General features: G+C 71.3%; 3 protein-coding genes and 1 pseudogene. All 4 read right to left on the bottom strand.

From position 1 onward, the window contains the following. Positions 1–17: 17 nt before the first annotated feature. Positions 18–620: pseudogene (locus tag K6I33_RS33360) on the bottom strand (alkaline phosphatase); the annotation flags it as partial. 121 nt (positions 621–741) lie between these two features. Next, positions 742–1590: a thioredoxin domain-containing protein gene (locus tag K6I33_RS33355; protein WP_229358468.1), complete on the bottom strand. Its 849-nt coding sequence runs from the start codon at positions 1588–1590 to the stop codon at positions 742–744. A gap of 49 nt (positions 1591–1639) precedes the next feature. Further along, complete coding sequence (locus K6I33_RS33350) at positions 1640–2293, bottom strand: hypothetical protein (RefSeq protein ID WP_229358466.1); 654 nt, start codon at positions 2291–2293, stop codon at positions 1640–1642. 87 nt (positions 2294–2380) lie between these two features. Then, entirely contained in the window at positions 2381–3211 is an 831-nt protein-coding gene (locus K6I33_RS33345) for a thioredoxin domain-containing protein (RefSeq protein ID WP_229358464.1), read from the bottom strand. Positions 3212–3401: the final 190 nt, after the last annotated feature.

Genomic DNA, 3401 nt, shown 5'->3' with positions numbered 1-3401 from the left:
ATCTACGAGTACGGGACCGGGTACTCGCCGGTCCCGTACTCGTAGATGTAGTCGCCGAGGTGGAAGACGGCGTCCAGGTCCTTGCGGGCGGCGAGGTGGCGGTACGCGGAGAAGTGGCCGGACTCCCAGTTGGCGCAGGACACAACGCCGAAGCGCAGCCCGGCCGTGGCCGCGTCGTGGGCGGGGGCGGTGCGGGTGCGGGCGGCCGGGGAGACGGCGTCCCCGGCGGTGAACCGGTAGAAGTAGCCGGTGGCCGGGCGCAGTCCGCGGACGTCCGCCTTGACGGTGTGGTCGTGGGCGGCGGTCGCGGTGACGGTGCCCCGGGCGACGACCTTGGTGAAGCCGGCGTCCTCGGCCACCTGCCAGTCGACGTCCACGGCCGGGCCGCGCCCGGAGCCGGGCACGGCGTCCGGAACCGGCGTGACGCGGGTCCACAGCAGGATGCCGTCGGGCAGCGGGTCGCCGGAGGCGACGCCGTGGAGGAAGGCCGGGCGGGACGGTCCCGGGGGGTCGGAGTCGGCGAGTGCGGCCGGGGCGGCGGCCAGCGGGATCAGGGCGGCGGTCGCGGTGGCGGCGACGGCCGTGACGGCTGTGCGGCGGGATATGTCGTGGGATGTCACGGGCCGTCACTTTACTGCTGAGTAGAACCAGCGGTAAGTCCTGTGACAAGGGCTTCGGCGGACGATCACCGAGTGTTCGTCCGCCCGTCGCCTACCGCCGGTAGCCCGCTGCTTCAGCCCGCTACTTCACGAGCGCCCCGTCGACCAGGGACGTGAACAGCTTCGCCTCCTGCGGCGCCTGGCCGCGCTGGTCGCCCAGCACCTTGCCGTTGAGCTTCAGGCCGGGCGTGCCCTGGATGGGCTTGTTCGGGCCGACCTGCTTGTCGAAGGCGGCGGACATCTCCAGGGCCCACTTGTCGAAGGTGCCGTCCTCGACGTCCTTCTCGAAGGCGGCGTTGCCCTTGAGCGCGGGCACCTCCTGGGCGACGGAGACCAGCTTGCCGTCGTCGGAGAGGGCGTCGTCCCGCTCGTCGGGGTGGTTCTTGGCCGAGTAGAGCGCCTTCTTGTACTCCAGGAACGCGTCCGGGCTCACATTGAGCGCCGCGCCCAGCGCGCTCAGCGCGTTCTTCGAGCCCGAGCCCTTGATCATCGGGTTGCGGTCGAGGAAGGTGCCGATCTCGAACTGGGCCTTGTACTTGCCGTCCTTGATGTCCTTCTGGATGGTCTCGCCGACGTTCTGCTCGAAGCCGGAGCAGATCGGGCAGCGCATGTCCTCGAAGACCTCCAGGGTGTTCTTCGCGTCCTGCTTGCCGATGACGACCGTGGTGCCCTTGTCGCCGGTGGTGTTGGCGGGCTGCTTGAACGCCCGCTTCCGGGCGGCGCTCTCCCAGTCCTCGCTGCTGACCTTGGTGTTCTTGCCGCCGTCGGTGGCCTTGGAGACGGCCACGCCGATGCCGCCCGCAGCCGCCAGGACGGCGACGATCGCGCCGCCGATGAGCAGCTGACGACGGGTCTTGTCGCGCTTCGCCTGCTTCTCGCGCTCGGCGCGCAGGCGTTCGCGGGCGGCGGCCTTGTTCTGGGGGTTGCTCATGACTCGGCTCCGTGGAGAGGAAAGGTACGGAAGGGATGTGGTGCCGTGCTCAGGCGGATGCCGGGAGCGACGGCGGTCCCCGCCGTACGACGGAGTGGACGAGCAGGGGGAGCGTACGGGCGGCCAGGGTGTCGCGCACGGGCCGTACGGGCGCGGTGCCGGCGGGGCCGTACGACCGGAGCGCGGCGGCCGGCGGCAGCGGGCGGAAGGCCAGCGCGGCCAGCGCGCGCAGCAGCCGGGCCACGGCCACCTCGCCGCGGCGCAGCCAGGCGGCCGCGATCAGCCCGACCGTGAGGTGCGCGGCGAGCAGCAGCCAGGGCGTCGCGGAACTGGTGGCGGCCGGTAAGCCGCCCAGGGGTGGGCCCAACTCGCCGCCCCGGCAGACCAGATCGACGCCCATCGAGTGGAGGGGGCCCGCGACCGGGCCGCCGGCCTGGCCGTAACAGGCGTGCTGGCCGGTGGTGAAGACGGTGTCGGCGGCCAGCTCCAGCGGGACGAGCAGGGCCGCTATCGGCCAGAAGCCGCGCTCGCGGCCGGCCAGCGCGTAGGCGACGGCGAAGAAGGTCACCGCCAGCACGGCGACCGTGGACAGGGGCAACGGGGCGTGCGAGAGCAGCACATGGGCCGCCGCGGACAGCGTGAGGCAGAGCGCGGTGAACAGCCCGGCGCGCATCGCCCTGAGCCGAACGCCCGTCCCCTCCATGAGGGCGAGTGTGCCACGGCGGCCGACGGCTGTCCGGTCAAGATTCGGCATCGATGAGGGGCGGGCCGGGCCCGCCCCTCGGGGGTGCTACTTGAGCTGGGCGGCGACCAGTTCGGTGAACTTGTCGGCCGTGTTCGGGGCGCCCTCGCCGTAGGCGGTCTTCACGGTCAGCTTCTTGCCGTCGAGCTTGAGCGTGGGGGTGCCGGTGACGTCCTTGTGGCTGTCGAAGGAGTCGGACATGTCCAGGGCCCACTTGTCGAAGGTGCCGTCCTTGACGTCCTTCTCGAAGGCGGCGTTGCCCTTGAGCGCGGGGACCTGCTGGGCGACCTTCAGCAGGACGTCGTCCTTGGCGAAGTCGTCCTTGGTCTCCTCGGGGTGGTTGGCCTTGGCGTAGAGGGCCTTGTTGTAGGCGCTGAACGCCTCGGTGCTCACGTTCAGCGCGGCGCCGAGCGCGCTGAGCGCGTTCTTCGAGCCGTCGCCGCGGATCTGCGGGTTGCGGTCGAGGAAGGTGCCGATGTGGTACGTGACCTTGTACTTGCCGTCCTTGACGTCCTTGTCGATGGTGTCACCGACGTTCTGCTCGAAGACGGAGCAGATCGGGCAGCGCATGTCCTGGAAGACCTCCAGGTTGTGCTTGGCGTCCTTCTTGCCGACGACGACCTCGGTGCCCTTGTCGCCGGCGGTGTTGGCGGGCTTGACGAGGGTCTTCTTGGCGGCGGCGGACCAGGCGGAGTCGCTCTTGCCGCCGGACTGCGTCACCGCGTAGCCGACGCCGCCGGCTATCGCCAGGACGCCGACGATCGCGCCGCCGACGAGGAGCTGGCGGCGGGTCTTCTCCTTCTTCGCCTGCTTCTCGCGCTCGGCGCGCAGCCGCTCGCGGGCGGACTGCTTGTTCTCCCAGTTGTTGCGGTTGCTCATGGTGGTCTTCTCCGTGATGCGTGTCGTGACGTGGTGGTCGATGGCGTGCCGCCCGGCCGGCGCGGGCCCGTCGGGGTGGACGGGCCGGCGGTCAGCAGGGCGTGGGCAGAGCCGGCGGACCGCGCCGTACGACGGAGTGGACCAGGAGCGGGAAGGCGTGGCGGGCGGGGGCCTCGCGACCGGCCCGGAC

Origin of the sequence: Streptomyces sp. UNOB3_S3 (genome assembly GCF_020740895.1) — a bacterium.
In the GTDB taxonomy this organism is placed as follows: Bacteria; Actinomycetota; Actinomycetes; order Streptomycetales; family Streptomycetaceae; genus Streptomyces.
The sequence above is the reverse complement of the archived record's forward strand: the minus strand, read 5'-3'. Positions and strand labels throughout refer to the sequence as shown.